Origin of the sequence: Streptomyces sp. NPDC087422 (genome assembly GCF_044744145.1) — a bacterium.
In the GTDB taxonomy this organism is placed as follows: Bacteria; Actinomycetota; Actinomycetes; order Streptomycetales; family Streptomycetaceae; genus Actinacidiphila.
The window spans coordinates 36,656-53,812 of record NZ_JBIUXT010000007.1 but is presented as its reverse complement, the minus strand read 5'-3'; the positions used below and the strand labels follow the sequence as shown (position 1 = coordinate 53,812).

12 protein-coding genes and 1 pseudogene are annotated in these 17,157 nt (G+C 73.4%); 9 read left to right on the top strand and 4 right to left on the bottom strand.

All coding sequences use genetic code 11. The features are described from left to right. The first annotated feature begins 204 nt into the window (after nucleotides 1-204). From ACIO6U_RS22790 to ACIO6U_RS22780, 3 genes are all read left to right on the top strand, one after another. Entirely contained in the window at nucleotides 205-903 is a 699-nt protein-coding gene (locus ACIO6U_RS22790; RefSeq protein ID WP_401721706.1) for a hemolysin III family protein, read from the top strand. Nucleotides 904-1,147: 244 nt separating this feature from the next. Beyond that, nucleotides 1,148-2,872 carry a DHA2 family efflux MFS transporter permease subunit gene (locus ACIO6U_RS22785; protein WP_401721704.1) on the top strand — a complete coding sequence of 575 codons (1,725 nt, stop codon included), beginning with the start codon at nucleotides 1,148-1,150 and terminating at the stop codon, nucleotides 2,870-2,872. 4 nt (nucleotides 2,873-2,876) lie between these two features. Beyond that, nucleotides 2,877-3,497: a TetR/AcrR family transcriptional regulator gene (locus tag ACIO6U_RS22780; protein WP_401721701.1), complete on the top strand. Its 621-nt coding sequence runs from the start codon at nucleotides 2,877-2,879 to the stop codon at nucleotides 3,495-3,497. Between the two features lie 305 nt (nucleotides 3,498-3,802). Here the strand turns inward: ACIO6U_RS22780 and ACIO6U_RS22775 are convergent, their stop codons facing one another. After that, the gene (locus tag ACIO6U_RS22775; RefSeq protein ID WP_391049134.1) at nucleotides 3,803-5,854 is read right to left on the bottom strand and encodes a DUF255 domain-containing protein; all 2,052 of its coding nucleotides are present in this window, start codon (nucleotides 5,852-5,854) and stop codon (nucleotides 3,803-3,805) included. Between the two features lie 180 nt (nucleotides 5,855-6,034). Then, nucleotides 6,035-6,406, bottom strand: a pseudogene (locus ACIO6U_RS22770) (arsenate reductase ArsC); the annotation flags it as partial. Between the two features lie 185 nt (nucleotides 6,407-6,591). Here ACIO6U_RS22770 and ACIO6U_RS22765 point away from each other — a divergent pair. Together ACIO6U_RS22765 and arsB are read left to right on the top strand one after the other, a co-directional pair. After that, nucleotides 6,592-6,900: a metalloregulator ArsR/SmtB family transcription factor gene (locus ACIO6U_RS22765; RefSeq protein WP_355350097.1), complete on the top strand. Its 309-nt coding sequence runs from the start codon at nucleotides 6,592-6,594 to the stop codon at nucleotides 6,898-6,900. Between the two features lie 44 nt (nucleotides 6,901-6,944). Further along, nucleotides 6,945-8,111, top strand: coding sequence for an ACR3 family arsenite efflux transporter (arsB, locus tag ACIO6U_RS22760; protein WP_401721698.1), 1,167 nt, complete (start codon nucleotides 6,945-6,947; stop codon nucleotides 8,109-8,111). Between the two features lie 18 nt (nucleotides 8,112-8,129). On the opposite strand, the gene ACIO6U_RS22755 is transcribed toward arsB, so the two are convergent. Together ACIO6U_RS22755 and ACIO6U_RS22750 are read right to left on the bottom strand one after the other, a co-directional pair. After that, nucleotides 8,130-8,675 carry a VOC family protein gene (locus tag ACIO6U_RS22755; protein ID WP_391049126.1) on the bottom strand — a complete coding sequence of 182 codons (546 nt, stop codon included), beginning with the start codon at nucleotides 8,673-8,675 and terminating at the stop codon, nucleotides 8,130-8,132. A 124-nt stretch (nucleotides 8,676-8,799) separates the two neighbouring features. After that, nucleotides 8,800-10,044: an MFS transporter gene (locus ACIO6U_RS22750; protein ID WP_401721695.1), complete on the bottom strand. Its 1,245-nt coding sequence runs from the start codon at nucleotides 10,042-10,044 to the stop codon at nucleotides 8,800-8,802. A 127-nt stretch (nucleotides 10,045-10,171) separates the two neighbouring features. Here ACIO6U_RS22750 and ACIO6U_RS22745 point away from each other — a divergent pair, with 127 nt between their 5' ends. From ACIO6U_RS22745 to ACIO6U_RS22730, 4 genes are all read left to right on the top strand, one after another. After that, nucleotides 10,172-11,158, top strand: a complete 987-nt coding sequence (locus ACIO6U_RS22745; RefSeq protein WP_355350109.1) for a LysR family transcriptional regulator — start codon at nucleotides 10,172-10,174, stop codon at nucleotides 11,156-11,158. A gap of 162 nt (nucleotides 11,159-11,320) precedes the next feature. Beyond that, a complete protein-coding gene (locus ACIO6U_RS22740) occupies nucleotides 11,321-12,055 on the top strand; it encodes a S1 family peptidase (protein ID WP_401721693.1) in 735 nt (244 codons plus the stop codon). 291 nt (nucleotides 12,056-12,346) lie between these two features. Beyond that, the gene (locus ACIO6U_RS22735; RefSeq protein WP_401721690.1) at nucleotides 12,347-13,504 is read left to right on the top strand and encodes a hypothetical protein; all 1,158 of its coding nucleotides are present in this window, start codon (nucleotides 12,347-12,349) and stop codon (nucleotides 13,502-13,504) included. A gap of 378 nt (nucleotides 13,505-13,882) precedes the next feature. Continuing rightward, nucleotides 13,883-17,128 carry a tetratricopeptide repeat protein gene (locus ACIO6U_RS22730; RefSeq protein ID WP_401721688.1) on the top strand — a complete coding sequence of 1,082 codons (3,246 nt, stop codon included), beginning with the start codon at nucleotides 13,883-13,885 and terminating at the stop codon, nucleotides 17,126-17,128. Nucleotides 17,129-17,157 lie beyond the last annotated feature (29 nt).

Genomic DNA, 17,157 nt, shown 5'->3' with positions numbered 1-17,157 from the left:
TTGGTTCTCGGCCCCTTGGGGGCTGCGGCCCGGACGCGTTCGTGGAGTGCTCATCCGGTACCGACCGCACTCATATGAGTGTGGGCCCCGTCAAATGATTCTGTCCAGGGCGCCGCGAGTGAGCATCACCACTCCGGGAGTGTCCCGCGCCACCTTTGAATCTACTAACAGGTAACTTACGCGACCGTAGGTAGGATTGACGGCATGGCCCTTGACAACGACACTTCAGAGGTGCTCCCCACCGTCGACGGCGTCGACTTGCCGATCCCCGTGAAACCCAAGCTCAGAGGGTGGTTGCACGCGGGGATGTTCCCCGCCGTGCTCGTCTCGGGAGTCGTGCTCACCGCCTTCGCCCAGAGCACCAGGGGACGGATCGCCTGCGGCGTCTTCACCGTGACCGCGTGCGCGCTGTTCGGCGTGAGCGCGCTCTACCACCGGGGCAACTGGGGCCCTCGGGGCGAAGCGATTTTGCGACGACTTGACCATGCGAACATCTTCCTGATCATCGCGGGCACGTACACGCCGCTGGCGATCCTGCTGCTGCCGGGCGACACCTCGAAGGCGCTGCTGTGGGTCGTCTGGGCGGGCGCGCTCGCCGGAATCGCCTTCCGCGTCTTCTGGGTCGGCGCCCCGCGCTGGCTCTACACCCCGTGCTACATCGCGCTCGGCTGGGTCGCGGTCTTCTTCCTGCCGGACTTCCTGCGCACCGGCGGCGTGGCCGTCATGGTCTGCGTCATCGTCGGCGGCCTGCTCTACAGCGGCGGCGCCGTCGTCTACGGCTTCAAGCGGCCGAATCCGTCACCGCGTTGGTTCGGCTTCCACGAGGTCTTCCACTCCTTCACGCTGGTCGCCTTCATCGTCCACTACGTCGGCATCTCGCTGGTCGCCTACCAGCACGCGTAATCCGCCGGGCCGCAGCCGGCCGCCCCTTCACCCACCCGCGCCCGTCCCCACGGGGGCGGGTTTTTTCGTACGCCCGCACGTCGGCGCGCGTCCGCGGGTGAGTGAGGGCGCGTACGCCGGTGCGTACGCGTACGCCGACACCCATCCGCGGACGCGCCCACCCGCACGGGTTCCCATGCGGCGATCTGACAGCTACTCTTTTTTAGGAGTCACTCTCATTTGACACAGACCTTCAGGAGCCGTCATGGCAACCTCTTCCTCCCCGGCCCCGCCCCCGGCGGACGCGCAAGCCCCGCCGCAGGCGGACCCGCGGCGCTGGCTGGCGCTGCTCGCGATCATCGCCAGCGTCCTCGTCCTCAGCTTCGACACGACGATCCTCAACGTGGCGCTGCCGACGATGTCCGCCCAGATCGGCGCCGACACCGGCGACATGCAGTGGATCGTGGACTCGTACACCGTCGTCTTCGCCGCCGCGATGCTCCCGGCGGGCCTGCTGGGCGACCGGTTCGGACGGCGCCGGATGCTGGTCACGGGCCTCGTCGTGTTCCTGGCCGGATCGATGCTCGGCGTGCTGGCGCACAGCCCGGGACCGGTGATCGCCGCCCGTACGGTGATGGGCGTCGGCGGGGCCTTCATCATGCCGCTGGCGCTGTCGGTGCTGCCGTCGATGTTCAGCGGGCAGGAGCGCTCGCGGGCGGTCGCGATCGTGTCCACCGCGATGGCGCTCGGCATGCCGCTCGGCCCGATCATCGGCGGCACGCTGCTCGAACACTTCTGGTGGGGCTCGGTCTTCCTGATCAACATCCCGCTGGTCGGCCTGAGCGTCGTCGCCTGCATGACGCTGCTGCCCGAGACCCGCGACCCCGCCGCGCCCCGGGTGGACGTCCCCAGCACGGTGTTCGCCGCCGGGGGCCTCGGCGCCCTGGTCTTCGGCATCATCGAGGCGCCCGACCGGGGCTGGGGCGACCCGCTGGTGCTGCTGATGCTGTTCGGCGGGGTCGCGCTGATCGCCGGGCTGGTGCTGCGCGAGCGCGGGGTGAGCAGGCCGATGCTCGACCTGACCCTGCTGCGGCAGCGCGGTTTCGTGTGGAACGCGGTCGCCGCCACCCTGGTCACCTTCATCCTCACCGGGCTGCTCTTCGTCCTGCCGTCCTACCTCCAGACCTCCCTGGGCTACGACGCGTTCGGCACCGGTCTGCGGCTGCTGCCGATGATGGGCGGGCTGATGTTCTCCGCCCGCGCGGGCTCCCCGCTGGTCAAGCGGTTCGGCCCGCGGCCGGTGATCGTCGGCGGACTCGCCGTCCTGGCGGGCGCGGCCTTCCTCGGCAGCACCACGCGCGTCGGTGACGGTTACGGCGTCACCGCCCTGTGGCTGTCGATCGCCGGGCTCGGCTTCGGCCTCGCCATCGTGCCCGCCATGGACAGCGCGCTCGGCGCGCTCCCCCGCGAGCGCGCGGGCAGCGGCTCGGGACTGCTCCAGACGCTGCGGCAGACCGGCGGCGCGATCGGCGTCGCCATCCTCGGCAGCGTCCTCGCCGCCGGGTACACCGGACGGCTGGACACCAGCGGCCTGTCCTCGGCCGCCGCGCACACCGCCAAGGACTCCGTCGTCGGCGCCCACGCCGTCGCCGCCTCCCTGGGCGACCGCGCGCTGGCCACCGCGGCCGACGCCGCGTACCTGCACGGCATGAGCGTCGTCCTCACCGTCTGCGGTGTCGCGTCCCTGGTGGCCGCCGCGCTGGTGTCGGCCTTCCTGCCGAATCCGCGCACCGGGAAAGCGACGGACGGGGGCGCGGCCGACGGGGGCGCGAAGGGGTCTGGAGACGGGTCCGGACACGGGTCCGGGTCCGGGAGCGACACCGCGCCCGGCATCGTGACCGGCGCCGTGACCGGCTCCGTGACCGCCTCCGACACCCGCGCCGGGGCATCGCTGCCCGTGGCAGAACGCACCACGGATGCCGGACAATGAGGCCATGTCCCCTCGCTCCAGCGGCATCATCCCGGCGAAGACCGGTCTGCGCGAACGCAAGAAGGCCCAGACCCGCCAGGCCATCCGCGCCGCCGCCTACCGGCTCTTCGCCGAGCAGGGGTACGACGCCACCCCCGTCGACCAGATCGCGGCCGAGGCGGACGTCTCGCCGAGCACCGTCTTCCGGTACTTCCCCACCAAGGAGGACATCGTCCTCACGGACGAGTACGACGCGGGCATGGCCGAGATGCTGCGGTCCCGGCCCGCCGAGGAGTCACCGCTGACGGCGCTGGAAATGGTCATGCACGAATCGCTCAGCCTGCTGCTCCAGGACCCCGAGGGCCAGGCCGAGATGGTTCAGCGCGAGGAACTGGTCCGCGACGTCCCCGCCATCCGCTCCCGCTCGCACGAAACCATGTCGGAGACCGGTCGGCTGCTCGGCGGCATCATCGCCGAGCGGTCCGGCCGCTCGGCCGACGACCTCGAGGTACGCGTCTTCACCGCCGCCGTCTTCAGCGTCATCCACGAGACGACGATGTACTGGGTCGAACAGGGCCGCACCGAAGAACTCCTGCCCCTCCTCGACCGAGCCCTCGGCCTGCTGCGCGGTGGCCTGGAGTTCTGACCCCGCGCGCCTCCCCCGGCACCAAGCCCCCAGCCCCCACCCCCCGGTGACCCGGCCACCACCGAACCGCCGGGACGGGCGGTGACCTGCGGGAGCGTCGTGGCTGAGCGCGCAGTTCCCCGCGCCCCTAAAAAGATCGGCTCGCCGCCCGGACGAAAGACAGTGCGCCCCGTCAGGGGCGCGAGGAACTGCGCGAGCAACCCACCACCGGCCGGTGGTCCGGGAACAACCGAAACGACCCGCCGGGACGGCCGGTGACCCGCGGGAGCGTCGTGGCTGAGCGCGCACCCCCGCAGGGGGGCCGGCTAGCTCGGGCGGGGTCCGGTCCACACGTCGGAGCGGAGCTGCGAGCGCAGGGTGCGGGCGTCGGACGTCGGCGCGTCGCAGACGAAGTTGCGGCAGACGTACGCGGCGGCCTGCCCGGCGCGCGTCGGCCGGGCGTGCAGCAGCGGGAATTCCGTACTGCCCTCCTCGCCGACCGCGACCACGGCGCCGGGCGCGGCGCCGAGCAGCGCGGTGAGGTGGAGTTCGTCGGTCAGGGGATCGCCGACCGCGCCGACGACGGCGACCTCGCGCGGCCCGTCGAGCGCGGCCTCGGCGACGGCCAGACCCCAGCCGACGAACCGCGGCGCGCGGGAGGCGAGCGCGCCGACGACACCCAACGCCCTTTCCGCGGCGGTGCGGTGGGCGTCGGAGCCGGTGTGGGCGGCGTAGGTGAGCAGCGCACCGGCGGCGGCCGTCCAGCCGGACGGCGTCGCGTTGTCGGTGGGGTCCTGCGGGCGGCGGATCAGGGTCTCGGCGTCGTCGGCGGTGTCGTACAGCCCGCCGTCGTCCGCGGTGAAGTGGACGATGACGGAGTCGAGCAGCAGCCCGGCGAAGTCCAGCCAGACGCCCTCGCCGGTCACCGACGCGAGCGCCAGGAAGCCCTCGGCGACGTCGCCGTAGTCCTCCAGCACACCGTCGTTGGCCCCGGCGACGCCGTCGCGCGAGGTGCGCGAGAGCCGTCCGCGCTCGTCCATGTGGACGCGTACGAGCAGGTCGGCGGCGTCGACCGCGGCCTGTACGAGGTCGGGCCTGTCGAAGTAGGCGCCGGTCTCGGCGAGCGCGGCGATGGCCAGGCCGTTCCAGGCGGCGACCACCTTGTCGTCGCGCCCCGGACGGGGGCGCGACGCGCGGGCGGTGAGCAGCCGTTCGCGTACGGAGGCGACCCGGTCGGCGTCCACCACGCCGTTGCCCTGCGGGAGTTGGAGTACGGAGGCGCCCTCCTCGAAGGTGCCCTCCTCGGTGACGCCGAAGTAGCCCGCCGCGAACTCCCCGTCGGCCGCGCCCAGTACCTCGGTGAGCTGCGCGGGCGTCCACGCGTAGTAGGCGCCCTCGGCGTGCTTGCCGGTGCCGTCGTCGCTGTCGGCGTCCAGCGCGGACGCGAACCCGCCCTCGTCCGTGGCCAGTTCGGCGATCATGAAGTCCGCGGTCTCCAGCGCGACGCGGCGCGCGAAGTCGGAGCCGGTGGCCCGCCACAGGTGCGCGTACACGCGGGTGAGCAGCGCGTTGTCGTAAAGCATTTTCTCGAAGTGCGGGACGGTCCAGGTGCGGTCGACCGCGTACCGGGCGAAGCCGCCGCCGAGTTGGTCGTAGATCCCGCCGCGCGCCATCGCCTCGCAGGTGTCGCGGGCCATCTGCAACGCGCCCTCGGCGCCGGTCCGCGCGTGGTGCCGCAGCAGGAACTCCAGCGCCATGGACGGCGGGAACTTCGGCGCCCCGCCGAACCCGCCGCGCCGCGCGTCGTATTCACGGGTCAGCCCGAGCAGCGCCGCCGACAGTTCGCCTTCACCCGGATGGACGGCCGCGCCGTACGCGTCGGCCCGCTCGGCCAGGTCCCGGACGATCCGCGTCGCGACATCCGCGACCTCCTCGCGCCGGTCCCGCCACGCCGCGACGACGCCCTCCAGCACGTCCCGGAAGCCGGGCATCCCCTGCCGCGCGGCCGGCGGGAAGTACGTACCGAAGTAGAACGGCTCGCCCTCCGGCGTCAGAAACACCGTCATCGGCCAGCCGCCCTGACCGGTGGCCGCCTGCACGGCCTCCATGTACACGGCGTCGACGTCCGGCCGCTCCTCGCGGTCCACCTTCACCGACACGAAGTGCTCATTGAGGTACGCGGCCGTCACCTCGTCCTCGAAGGACTCGTGCGCCATCACATGGCACCAGTGGCACGCGCTGTACCCCACGCTCAGCAGCACCGGCACACCGCGCTTGCGCGCCTCCGCGAACGCCTCCGCCCCCCACGGCCACCAGTCCACGGGATTCGCGGCGTGCTGGAGAAGATAGGGCGAGGTCGCGTCGGCCAACCGGTTCACGCGGCCTAGCCTCTCACAAAGCAAGGCCCGCGAGACGATCGCGCGCGGCGGCGGGAGGCTGTCGTTCGGGCATCTCGACGCACCGGGCGGGAGCGGGAGCGGGACCGGTGGGGACGGGGTCCGGCGGGGGGCGGGGCGATCAAGGGGCCGGGGCGGGGCGATCTCGTGGAGGAGGGTCTCGACCAGGGACTTGATCTCGTCGCGGATCGGTCGCACGGCTTCGACGCCCTGGCCGGCCGGGTCGTCGAGCTTCCAGTCGAGGTAGCGCTTGCCGGGGAAGACCGGGCAGGTGTCGCCGCAGCCCATCGTGACGCACACGTCGGACTCGCGTACCGCGTCCACGGTGAGGATCTTCGGGGCCTCGGCGGAGATGTCGATGCCGACCTCGGCCATGGCCCGGACGGCGGCCGGGTTGACGGCGGCGCCCGGGTCGGACCCGGCGGAGCGGACCTCGACGCGGCCTCCGGCCAGGTGGGTGAGCCACGCGGCGGCCATCTGCGAGCGGCCGGCGTTGTGGACGCAGACGAACAGGACGGAAGGCTTGTCGGACATGGGACTTCCCTGTTCCTTCCTCGGTTGAACGGCGTGGTGGGACGGGCGTGATGGGACCGGCGTGATGAGGCGGGCTTGATGCGACGGCTTGGCGGGACGGGTTCGCTGCGGCGACGTGGCGAGGCGAACGAACGATTCAGCCCGCGCTGGTATCAGCGGCGACTGATGTGTGACAGTATCAGTCCATGCTGACATCAGTCGACACTGATCTGATGCGGGTGCTGGCCGATCCGCTCAGGCTCCGGATCGTGACCCTGCTCGCCCGCGAGACCCTGTGCACCACGCACCTGGTCGAGGAGACCGGAGCCAGGCAGACCAATCTCTCCAACCACATGAAGGTCCTGCGCGAGGCGGGCGTGGTGGACACCGAGCCCTGCGGCCGGTTCGTCTACTACAAGCTGCGCCCCGAGGTGCTGGCCGGACTGTCCGAGCGGTTCGCCGCGCTCGCGGAGTCCGCGCGTACCGCCGCCGAGAACAAGCGGGCGTGCCCGTGACCTCGGCGGAACCCCGGCCCGCGCCCTCCGCGCAGCCCCGACCCGTGACCTCGGCGGAACCCCGACCCGCGCCCTCCGCGGAACCCCGGCCCGCGCCCTCCGCGCAGCCCGCCGCCGCCCGCCCACCGGACGGCGGTCCGGCCGCGCGCGACTCGGTCGTCGCGAAGCTCTCCGCCCTGGACCGCTACCTCGCGGTCTGGATTCTGGCCGCGATGGGGGCCGGTCTGGGGCTGGGCCGCGCCGTCCCGGGGCTGAACGACGCGCTCGCGAAGACCGCGATCGGCGGGATCTCGCTGCCGATCGCGCTCGGTCTGCTCGTGATGATGTACCCGGTGCTGGCCAAGGTCCGCTACGACCGGCTCGACCGCGTCACCGGCGACCGGAAGCTGATGGCGTCCTCCCTGCTCCTCAACTGGGTCGTCGGCCCCGCCATCATGTTCGCGCTGGCCTGGCTCTTCCTGCCGGACCTGCCCGAGTACCGCACCGGTCTGATCATCGTGGGACTCGCCCGCTGCATCGCCATGGTCATCATCTGGAACGACCTCGCGTGCGGCGACCGCGAGGCCGCCGCCGTCCTGGTCGCGCTCAACTCGGTGTTCCAGGTGCTCGCGTTCGCGCTGCTGGGCTGGTTCTACCTCGACCTGCTGCCGCGTCTGCTCGACCTCGGCGACGGCCAGGGCCTGGACGTCTCCGCCTGGCACATCGCGCTGAACGTCGTCGTCTTCCTCGGCGTGCCCCTGCTCGCGGGGTTCCTCACGCGCCGCGTCGGCGAGCGGCGCGTGAGGCGCGAGCGGTACGAGAGCGCGTTCCTGCCGAGGATCGGCCCGTGGGCGCTGTACGGGCTGCTGTTCACGATCGTCGTCCTCTTCGCCCTCCAGGGCGGGACGATCACCTCGCGCCCGCTGGACGTCGTACGGATCGCGGCTCCGCTGCTGGTCTACTTCGCGGTCATGTTCTTCGGCGCCTTCCTCCTCGGCAAGGGTGTCGGTCTGGCCTACGACCGCACCGCGACCCTCGCGTTCACCGCGGCGGGCAACAACTTCGAGCTGGCCATCGCGGTCGCCGTCGCCACCTTCGGGGTCACCTCCGGCCAGGCGCTGGCCGGGGTCGTCGGCCCGCTGATCGAGGTCCCCGTCCTGATCGGCCTCGTCCACGTCGCGCTCGCCTGGCGCCGGAGGTTCACCGCCGACGCGCTGACGACGGCTGATTGACGCTGATTGACCTACGCCTTACGCGTCCTGGCCGCGGGGCCAGGTCCTGACGGGGGCGCTGCTGCGGCCGGCCCGGCCGCTCAGCTCGGCGTCGAGGGTCTCCTGGGCCACGCGCATGGCCTCGGCGTACACGGGGTCCTCCAGCCGCTTCCACATGTCGTCCGCGGAGACGTCCTCCACGCGGCTGACCACCCACCAGATGTTGCCGAAGGGGTCCTTGATCCGGCCGCCGCGCTGTCCGAAGGCGTCGTCGGCCAGCTCCGTGACGATACGGCCGCCGGCCGCGACGGCCCGCGCGAACGCCTCGTCGGCGTCGGCGACGAACACCCGCAGCAGGCTCGGCACGACGGGCCAGTCCGCGTGCCGGTCGAAGGCCAGCACCACGGTGTCGCCGATACGGATCTCGCCGTGTCCGATCAGGCCGTCCTCCGTCGCCACCCGCCCGAGTTCCTCACCCCCGAACGCCGCGGCCACGAAGTCGAGGAACGCCCCCGTGTCGTCGGTGACCACCCAGGGCGCCACCGTGGTGTAGCCCTCGGGCGCGGCATTGGTCTTCTCGGGCATCGCGGTCCTTTCGCTGACATCGGTTGTCGACAGCGACGCTAGGCGCGATTGCGGTCAGTTCCGGTCCGCAACGGCGCAGCGGCGGTGCCGCGATCCGCCGATACCCCCGCCCGGGCCCGGTCGGTCACGGCCGGCCGGGGGCCACGGCCGGCTCGGGGCTCGGGGTGAGGTCGCGGCGGGGCAGCAGGAGCGGGGTGGTCAGGATGAGCAGGCCCACGACCGTGAGGGCGGTGCGCGGGCCGGTGACGTCGGCGAGCAGCCCGGCGAGCGCGGTGAGGACGGCGATGGCCGTCTGCTGGCCGATCGACCAGGCCGACAGGGTCCGGGCGACGAGGTGCCGGGGGGTGTGTTCGAGCCGGTAGGTGGCGAGCACCGGTGTGTACAGGCTCATGTTGACGATGATCGCCAGCTCGACGGCGATCACGGTGAGCAGGCCGACGACGCCGGGCCGGACGAAGGCCAGCCCGATCAGCCAGACGGCGCGCAGGGTGCCGACGGTCCGGAAGACCCACTGCTGCCCGTGGCGGGCCACCACCCGGCGGGCCAGCCGCGAGCCGATGAGCCCGCCGACGCAGGGCGCGGCGAAGGCGAGGCCGTACTGCCAGGGCGGGAAGCCGAGTTGGCGCAGCAGGAGCACGGCGAGCAGCGGTTCTGTGGCCATGATCAGACCGCCGACGAGCAGCTGGTTGAGGTAGAGCGCCCGCAGGCCGGGGTGGCCCAGGAGGTGCCGCCAGCCGTCGAGCAGCGTGCCCGCCCGGGTCGTCGGTGTGCCGGTGGGCCGCGGCGCGTCCTCCCGGCCGCGGATCGCGGTGACGCACAGCGCGGAGCACAAGTAGCTGAGCGCGTCGGCCACGACGGTGACGACCGGCCCGAACAGGCCGATGGCCGCTCCGCCGAGCGGCGGCCCGACCGCGATGGAGCTCCAGTTCGTGGACTCGAAGCGGGCGTTGGCCACGAGCAGGTCGTCCGGCCGGACGAGCGCCTTGAGGTAGGCGCCGCTGGAGGCGTTGAAGGCGATCTTGGCCGCGGCGGACACGGCGGAGACCACGAGCAGGTGGACGAAGCTGAGCCAGCCGAGGGCGTACGCGGCCGGGACCGTCGCCATGACCGCGAACCGGGTCAGGTCCATCGCGACCATGACCGGGCGCTTGCGCCGGAACTCCACCCACGGCGCGAGCGGCAGCGCGATCAGCGCTCCCACCGCGGGCCCCACGGCGGACAGCGCGGACACCTCGGCGGGGCCCGCGTGCAGGGCCAGCACCGCGATCAGCGGCAGCGCGCCGAAGCCCAGCCCCGACCCGTATGCGCTCACCGCGTACGCCGCCCACAGCCAGCCGAACGGCCGGCCCAGCGCTCTCCTGCCCCTCATGCGCGGCGCTCCCCCTTCGACGGGCCGACGTGGACCGGTGAGAGCTAAGCGAGCGGCACAACCGCAGGTCAAACAACCGCACCGCCCGCGATCCACAACCATTCGTTGTTCACTAAGGTGAATCGACGTGGACCTCGAAGCCGTACGCACCTTCGTCGCCGTCGCGGACGCGGGCCAGTTCCAGAAGGCCGCCGCCGACCTGTCGATCACCCAGCAGGCGGTCTCCAAGCGGGTCGCCGCGCTGGAACGCGCCCTGGGCATGCGGCTGTTCGCCCGCGCCCCGCGCGGCGCCGAACTCACCATCGACGGCCAGGCGTTCCTGCCCCACGCGCGCGAACTGCTGCGCGTCGCCGAACGCGCGGTCGCGTCCGTACGCCCCGGCCGCCGTCCGCTGCGCGTCGACGTGATGGCCTCGCGCGGCGCGCAGGCGGGCCTGATGCGCGGCTTCCACCGCGCGCACCCCGAGATCGACCTCGACGTGGTGATGCTGCTGGAATTCGGCACGGCCGTCGGCGCCGTCAGGTCCGGTGCGATCGACGCGACCTTCCGCGCCGTCGCCGCGCCCGGCCTGCCGCTTCCCGAGGACGTGGCGTCCGTACGGGTGCTCGACGAGCCGCTCCAGCTCCTCACCGGCCCGGCCCACGCGCTGGCGGGCGCCCGGTCGGTGACCGTCGAGCGGCTCGTGGGGCACCGGATCTGGATGCCCGGCATCGTCCCCGGCTCCGAGTGGGGCGCCTACTACGACGACCTCGTCGACGAGTTCGGCCTCACCATCGAGGCGACCGGCCCCAACTTCGGTTCCGACGCGCTCCTCGACACCCTCGCCGAGACCCCGGCGCTGGCCACCTTCATGGGCGAGCCCACCCGTCTCATCTGGCCCGCGGGCCACGGCCTGCGCCGTATCCCGGTGACCGACCCCACCCCCGTCTACCCGCACGCCCTCCTGTGGCACCGCGACAACCCCCACCCGGCGCTGGCCGTTCTGCGCGCCCACCTCGCCGCCGCGGCGACCGCCCACGACGCCGCCGGGACCTGGCGCCCCGACTGGGTGATCCCCCCGTCTCCGGTGTCACCGCCGACGAACTCCGGGCCGGATGCGCCGGGTGGCGGCTGACGGACGTGACGCCCGGTGCGCGTCCGGTCCGGAAAGCCGGGGGTCGGCGCGTACGCTTATGGGCGGATGTTCCGGAAGTGGCGGAAGTGGTGCCAATGGCACCAGGAGCGCCGACGGGAGCCGACGGGAGCGGTGCCGGGTGAGCGTGAGGGGTGGTCGCGGATGGCGGGGCGGATTCGGGTGCTGCTGACGGCCGTACTGGCGGCCGTGACGGGGATCGTGACGGCGTCGGCACCGGCCTCCGCGGTGATCGGCGGGTCGAAGAGCACGTACGGGCCGTGGGCGGTGCGGATGTTCGTCGACGGGAAGCCGGTGTGCACCGGGGCGGCCGTGACGCGCCGGTGGATTCTGACCGCGTCGCACTGCTTCTTCGAGCAGGCGCGGCCGGTCGCGGACAAGCGGATCACGTTCCGGGTGGGCAGCCTCGACGTCCGCAAGGGCACGACGGTCCGGCCGGTGCCCGGCGGGCGCGTGGGAAGCGCCGTCGCCGACATGATGCTGGTCGAGGTGCCGGCCATGAACGTCCGCACGGCGCGCCTGTCCACCGCGCCCGTCCGCCCCGGCCGGACCGTGCGGGTGTACGGGTGGGGCGCGACGTGCGCCGGGGACGAGAACTCCTGCCAGTCGCCGGTGCTCAAGCAGTCGCGGCTGCGGGTCGTCCGGCCGGACGACCCGCGGTGCGACGGCGCCACCGCGCCGGGCGGCTCGGACTTCTGCATGGTGAAGGTGTCCGGGATTCCCGCGGGCGGGGACTCCGGCGGACCGGTGATGAGCGTCGCCCCGCACGGCGCGGAAACCCTCCTCGGCGTCTTCGACGGCTCCGACCGGGAGAAGGTCGCCGAGGCCGGGGACGTCGGTCAGCAGCTCGCCTGGATCCGCTCGGTCACCCGCCGGTAGCCCCCATCGCACGCCTCGGTCCGCACCGATCCGCACCCGGCGGTGGCCGCCACCGCACGCCCAGGTCCGCCCCGTCACCCGGCGGTACCCGCCACCGCCACCGGGCCTGCTGGGTACGGAACAAGCGGCGACATGGCCTGGAAGTCGGCGGGGCGCGTGGCGGGGGCTTCGGCGAGGGGTCGGACAGCTGACGGACAGGTGCGGGACAACCGCCGTACACCGACCGGATAGACTGCCGCAATTCTGCACCTCACCCGTATGCACCGTTTTTCACGCCAAAGAGGGAGCGTCGTGGCGCTGCTCGACCACACCCGGCCGGCGCCCGCGGCGGAGCCCACCGGCCGGGGAGACGCGCTGCGGCGCGCGACCCGCGCGGCGGCGCCCGCGGTCCTCGGCTATCTGCTGGTGCGGCTCGCGGCGACCGCGATGCTCTGGATGTGGGCGCGGTCGGAACACAAGAGCCTGCTGGGGCTGCTGGGCCGCAAATGGGACTCGCTGTGGTTCCTGGGCATCATCGAGCACGGCTACGACCACGGCACCCCGGCGCAGAGCAACCTCGCGTTCTTCCCGCTCTACCCCCAACTGGTGCGCGGCACCGCCGCGCTGTCCCCCACCGGGCCCGCGACCACCGGCGTCGTCCTCGGCTGGCTCTTCGCGCTGGCCGCCGCCTGGGGCATCTACGCGGTCGGCGCGAAGCTGTACGGCCAGCGCGCCGGGGTGGTGCTCGCCGTGCTGTGGGGCGTCATCCCGCACGCCGTCGTCGAGTCGATGGCGTACACCGAGAGCCTGTTCACGGCGCTGGCCGCCTGGACGCTGTACGCGCTGCTCTGCGAACACTGGCTGACCAGTGCCTTCCTGTGCCTGCTCGCCGGGCTGACCCGGCCGACCGCCTCCGCGCTGGTGCCGGTGGTCTGCCTGGCCGCGCTGTTCGCGATCGTCCGCGCGCCGCGCGCTTGGCGCGCGTGGGCGGCGCTGCTGATCGCGCCCGCCGGCTGGATCGGCTATCTGGTGTGGGTGGGCCTGCGGGTGCACCGGCTGGACGGCTGGTTCCACATCCAGAAGGACGGCTGGGGATCGTCGTGGGACGGCGGCCGGTTCACCGTCGACAGCGCCCGGCACATCCTCAGCACGCCGTCGGCGCTCGACCTGTACGCGGTGACCGTCGTCCTGCTGCTGGCCGTGGCGCTCTTCGTCCTCGGCGTGCTCGACCGGCAGCCCTGGCCGCTGCTGCTCTTCAGCTTCCTGCTGCTGGCCACCTCGATCGGCGGCTCCGGCTACTACCACTCCAAGGCGCGCTTCCTCGTCGCGGCCTTCCCGCTGCTCATCCCGCCCGCCATCGCGCTGGCCAAGGCCAGGACCGGTACGGCCGTCACGGTCGTGACGACGCTGACGCTGGTGTCCGGGTACTTCGGCGGCTATCTCCTGCTGGTCTGGAACCACTCCCCGTGAGCCGGGCGGTTCACAAGCCGTAGCGCCGACGCCGTCGAAGACGCGCGGCATCGCGGACTGCCACGGCGCGCGGGAGAGCTGGGCGCCGACGCCGAGGCGCACGAGATGCTCGACCTCTGCCTCGGCGACAAGGCGCCCTACGGCCTGATCGGCCTGTTCACCGGCGCCGCACCACCGGAACCCGCCTCCCCGCGCGGGCCTGAACCGCGCGCGTGCGCGCGGCGGCGACGGCGGCTCCGCGCCCAGGAGGGGCGCGCGGGGACGGCGCTGTGGGATCCACAGGGCCGCGGGGGCTTGACGCGGGCGCTGGGTGGGCACCAAACCCACTCATGGGTTGTCCGCACGTCGAAGTTGTCGAAGCCGTACGCGGGAGGACATGTGCCGGAGTCACGGGCCGCGCTGCGCGCACCGCACCGGGCCGAGGTGGTGCGCCTGCTGGAGCGGGCGGTGGCCCAGCAGGGGCAGGGCGTGGACGGGAAGGCGCTGCTGGCGCGGGGGTTGGAGCGGCTGGAGGAGATCGCGGCCGCGGCGGACGAGGAGTACGGGGCGTACGTCAGGGCGCTGGAGGCCGGTCAGGCGGCCGGACCGCAGGAGCGCTCGGGGCGCGCCACCGCCGCGGTGCAGGGCCTGGTCGCGGGCGTAACGGCCGCGGTGGCCTTCGGAGTCGACCTCGGCTACGGCCTCGCGGCGGGACCCGCGCTGGTGACCGGCCTCGCGGTCGGCGCGGCGGGAGCGGTGACGCTGACCGGAGCGGGCAAGCAGGGAAAGGCGCGGCGCGCGGGCGCCGGCCAGGGCTTACCGGGCGGTCCGGAACAACTGCGGCTGCTGTGGCTGGCCGCGCTCGACCGCCGCGGCGTACGGCCGTTCATCGAGGCGCAGCGCGCGGTCGTCCCCGCGCCGCCCCGCAAGCAGTCCGCCAAGGTGCCCAACCAGCCCTCCCCGCCGCGCCGTTCGGGCAACGACCGCAGCGCGGCGGCCCGCACACGCGCCGTGCTGGAGCAGTCGTTCGGCCATCTCCCGGACGCGGAAGGCCCGTTCGCCGGGCGCCGCGCCCATGTCGCGCGGATCGCCCAGTGGGTGCACCAGGCCCGGGTGTCCACGGCGGTACGGCCCACCGTGGTCGTCCTGCACGGCCCGGCGGGCAGCGGCCGTACGACGCTGGCGGTGCGTACCGCACGGCAGTTGAAGGACCAGTTCCGCGGCGCGTGCGTGGTGGACCTGCGCGGCGCGAGCGACGGCAGGACGCCGCTGCCCACCAGGGAGGCGCTGCTGCACCTGCTCAACCGGCTCGGCGCGCCCCGCGACCAGCTCCTCTTCCGCGAGCGGCAGAATCAGGAACAGCACCTGCGACGGCTCAGCGAGCAGTACCAGCAGCACCTCAGGGACGTGCCCGTGGTGATCGTGCTGGACGACGCCACCGACGCGGCGCAGATCAGGACGCTGGTCCCCGAGCGGTCCGAGAGCCTGGTGCTGGTCACCAGCCGCGCGCCGTTCGACCCGGAGGAACTGGCGCTGCCCGGCGCCTTCGTGCACAGCCTGGACGTCGGCGCGCTCGACGCGGACGACACCTTGGAGCTGCTGGGCGAACTGGCCGCGGCGGGCGGCGGCGCCGCCCCGCTGCGGGCGGAGGCCGAGCGGCTGCGCGACCTGTGCGCGGGTCTGCCGATAGCCCTGCGGATCGCCGGAGCCGCGCTCCCCGACCACCACGGCGCGACCGAACTCGCCGCAGACCTGGAGGTGTTCGGCCCGCGCGACCCGGTCGACCGCGTCCTCGCACTGCGCTACCACGACCAGCCGGAGCCCAACCGCCGCCTGCTGCGCCGCCTCGCGCTGGCCGGGCGCGCCAGCTTCGGCGCCGCCGCCGCGGCGGCCCTGATGGCCACCGACGAACGCGAGGCCGCCCGCAGGCTCGACGAACTCGCCGCCGCGGGGCTGATCGAGAACGTCCGCGGCAGCCGCTACCGCCCACACGACCTCGTCCGCGCCTTCGCGGGCGAACGGCTGCTGGACGAGGAGGACCCGGTGGAGCGCGGCGCCGCCCACGAGCGGCTGATCCGCTCGTACGCGGACCTCGCGAACACCGTCATCCGGCTGGTCGAGGGCAAGACCTCCACCCGCGCCGGGCGCTTCGGCCAGCACGGCTTCGCCTCACTGGAGCTGGCGCTGCGCTGGCTGGACGAGGAGTCCAGCTTCATCACCGCCGCGCTGCGCGACACCGAGGGCGTCGACCGGGCCGCCGTACAGGCGCTGCTCGGCGCGCTGTGCGACTACTGCCTGCTGCGCGGCGACCTCTACCGGCTCGGCGAGATCAGCGAGATGGCGCAGGCCCAACAGGCCGCCGGGCAGCAGAAGTCGGGCCCCGACGAGGACCGCTCGGTGCTGGTGCGGTCGGTGCAGTGGCGTACGGGCATCGCGGCCCGGCAGCTCGGCGAGCTGGACAAGGCGCGGTCGACGCTGACGTCGGTGGTCGACCTGTACTTCGAGGCGCGGCACCCGTCGGGCGCGGCCCGCGCGCTGGACAGCCTCGGCATCACCCTGCACCACCAGGGCAACCTCAAGGAGGCCGAGCGCAGGCTGCGCGAGGCGCTGGAGATCCAGTCCGCCCCCGAGCTGGACGAGGACCGGGCCTGGACGCTGCACGCGCTGGCCGCCGTGCTGCGCGACATGGGCCAGGTCGGCACGGCGCTGGAGCTGCTGCGCGAGTCGCTGGCGCTGCACCGCGAGAACGAGAGCGTGCAGGGCGAGGCGTGGGCGCACCTCCAGCTCGGCCAGGTGTACCTGCGGCTCGGGCGGCTCGACCTCGGCGAGGCCGAACTGCGCGCCGCCGGGCAGTCGTACGCGCTGGCCCGCGACCCGCGCGGCGGCGCGTGGACCGCGACGCAGCTCGCCCGGGCCCTGCTGCTGCGCGGCGAGGCCCAGCAGGCCGCCCAGGACCTGGACGAGGCGGTGCAGCGGCACCGCGCCTGCGAGGACGCGCGCGGCGAGGCGTGGACGCTGTACTACCTCGGGCACGCGCTGGAGGAGTCCGGCGACACCGACTCGGCGCTGCGCACCCTGGAACGCGCCCGCACGATGTTCTCCCGCATGCGGGACGTCTACGGGCTGGCCTGCGCCCGGCACCACTCCGCGCGGGTCACCCGCGACCAGCGGGCGGCCCGTACCGGCAATCTGCGCAACAGCGGCTTCGCCCGGCAGCTCCTCCAGGACGCCCGCCAGGACTTCCGCCGGATCGGCGTCGAGCACGGCGAGGCGTGGTCGTGCGTCGAGCTGTCCGTCATCGACGCCGGGAACGGGCGGCTGCCCGAGGCCCTCGCCCTCCTCGACGAGGCCGTCGAGCTCTTCCGTGGGCTCGGCGACCGGCGCGGCCACGACTGGGCCGTCTTCCTGCGCGCCACCGTCCAGCCGCTGCTCTCCGAGGACGGCCTGCCCCTGGCCCGCTCAGCCCTCGCCGGGCTCCTCGCCGACGCCTATCCGGGGCGGGACCCGGACCTCGAGGAGTACGTCGAGGCGTACGCCCTCCTCCTGGAGCGCGGCACCGTCGCCCCCGGCGGACCCTGGGACACCTGGCGCCTCGGCATGACCCCCGGCCGCTCCGCCCGCATGGTCATGGCCGTCCCCGTCTGACCGTGCCCTTGCACACGACGTGCCCCGTC